The 1,994-nt window shown below is 45.0% G+C and carries 3 protein-coding genes and 1 pseudogene; 1 reads left to right on the top strand and 3 read right to left on the bottom strand.

The features are described from left to right. Nucleotides 1–368, top strand: a 368-nt coding sequence (locus tag F6K49_RS44165) for a glycosyltransferase (RefSeq protein WP_366514316.1), incomplete at its 5' end; no start/stop codon positions are given. 56 nt (nt 369–424) lie between these two features. On the opposite strand, the gene F6K49_RS44160 is transcribed toward F6K49_RS44165, so the two are convergent. From F6K49_RS44160 to F6K49_RS44150, 3 genes and pseudogenes are all read right to left on the bottom strand, one after another. After that, nucleotides 425–913 carry a transposase gene (locus tag F6K49_RS44160; RefSeq protein ID WP_293108231.1) on the bottom strand — a complete coding sequence of 163 codons (489 nt, stop codon included), beginning with the start codon at nt 911–913 and terminating at the stop codon, nt 425–427. Then, on the bottom strand, nt 879–1,547 hold the full coding sequence (locus tag F6K49_RS44155; RefSeq protein ID WP_293108228.1) for a hypothetical protein: 669 nt from the start codon (nt 1,545–1,547) through the stop codon (nt 879–881). Before F6K49_RS44155 ends, F6K49_RS44160 begins: the two co-directional genes overlap by 35 nt. 296 nt (nt 1,548–1,843) lie before the next feature. Continuing rightward, nucleotides 1,844–1,994 (bottom strand): annotated as a pseudogene (locus F6K49_RS44150) (peptidase); the annotation flags it as partial.

Here is a 1,994-nt window from a genome sequence, read left to right as displayed (position 1 = left end):
ACAAAGAGGTGCTGCCCTACTCCTTAACCGCTTGCGATCTCTCCTTAGTCAGTGTGATGCCTGGTATGGAAACCTTAGTGGCTCCTAGCAAACTCTACTCTGCGTTAGCGGCTGGGGTTCCGGTGATGGTGATTTGCTCTCGGGAGGCATACTTAACTGAGCTGATCGCCAAGGCTAAGTGCGGTGCCAGCTTCGTGAATGGAGACAGCCAAGGTCTGGCTGACTATATCCGCTCTCTGGCCGCTAATCAGGCGTTAGTCAAGTCCCTAGGTCAGGCTGGTCGTGAGTATTTATTAGAGAATTTTACTCCTGAGGTGATTGCTAAACAGTATGATCAGGTTCTTTGTGAAGCGTTAACGAGGGAGTAGGGAGTAGGGAGTAGGGTGTGGGGTGTGGGGTGCTCACAGGGGTAGGTTTTTTACAATTAAGAAGAGTTAGGAGAGAATGAAGAGTGAAAAGTCTTGAAGATCGTTCGCGTAGCGTGGCCAATAGGCCAAGGTTTCAGACAACCGATAGTAATAGGCAAATCATTGAGTAAATGCTCCAGTATTGTTAACAAACCATTAACGAAACTGGAAAGTTGACGAACAGCACGATGATTGACATTAGTTGAGGATACAGATTTTCTTTGTGCTTCTTGTATCTGTGTCTGAGGAATAGGCTGTTGTAACTCCAATAATGCCTGCTCATCTTCTAGATCTTGACTCAGAGTCCATAGAAGAGCAACAGCCATGGCCAGCCATTGACGTTCTGCTCGCTCGGGATTAGTTAAGCGAGTCTTCTGCCACTGCCAACCATCACTTTTAAGGTCTCGGTAGGAACATTCAATCCAACCACGAAGACCATACCAACTCGCATCGCCCTGAGTAGGACTCAAATCAGTAATGAGTGAACCTTGGGTCTTGATAGCCATGATCCCATCGAGCAGACAAAGTACACTCAATCGGATTAGTTTTAAAACAGGTGATTTTAGCAGAGAAACTGGTGCCGGGATGAGGTAAAATTGAAGCTAAAGATTTCCATACGAATTCCGACTCACAGCGAAATTGCCCTTGATGGTTGATGCGCAAAAAGGGATGCCAATGTAATTCCCTAATTAACTTATACAACCAATCAGCATATAGCCCTCGATCGGCAAAGACAATTACTTCCATTTGTGTTGGTACTACATCAACTAGAGATTGAAATAGTTGCTGCCAATGAGGCCGCCAACTCCCTTTTTGAGTAGCTTTGACCACCTTCCAAGCGATCGGAATCCCACAGCCACGGTACAGAACATGGATCGATAACACCGTAAAATTCTGTTTTAATGTGGTCGCATCTAGGGCTAGTGCTAGCTGCTTACACTCCGATGGCCATAAATCAATTATCCATTTCAATAAATCCGCAAAGCAGTCAATGACCACGATCTCTGCTCGCTTTTTTCCCGATTTCGCTTCCGCTTCGAGATACCACTCTTTCAGTCTTTGGCGAACTGTGTTTTCTTTTTCTTGGTTAATTTTGGCAATCAAACTCGATACTTTCGTCAAACTACTTGATCTAGTCATTACCATTCCAAAACTCCAGCTTGCCAGTCCTGATACTTGAGGTAAACTCAGTTTGGGAAACCGGAGGCTGACTATTTTTTTCCATTGTTTCAAATGTCGATTCAGCTTCATCCCTCAAACGTCATACACAGTTGCTGCTTGATCTACTCTATAGCTGATCCGTGAGTCCTTACTCCCCCCTTTGTAAAAAACCTACCCTTGTGAGGGGGTTAGGGGTGGGTCCCACCCTCCCTCTAATTATGGGTATTCAACCTGACTTGATATTAGCTGGGGCTTGTCCTATGGATGCAAGCCTTTTACCTTTTACCTTTTATCTTAATCAAAGGCCATCCCAAGCGAGTTGGCTGTTGGTATATCCGTTTGAGGGTATTGATGTCTCTAGCAGAAATTCTCGGGGGATTGCGAACTTGGGAAAAGTATAGCGCATCAGTTTTTAAAGGAGAATGA

It is taken from the genome of Moorena sp. SIO3I6 (assembly GCF_010672095.1).
The sequence above is the reverse complement of the archived record's forward strand: the minus strand, read 5'-3'. Positions and strand labels throughout refer to the sequence as shown.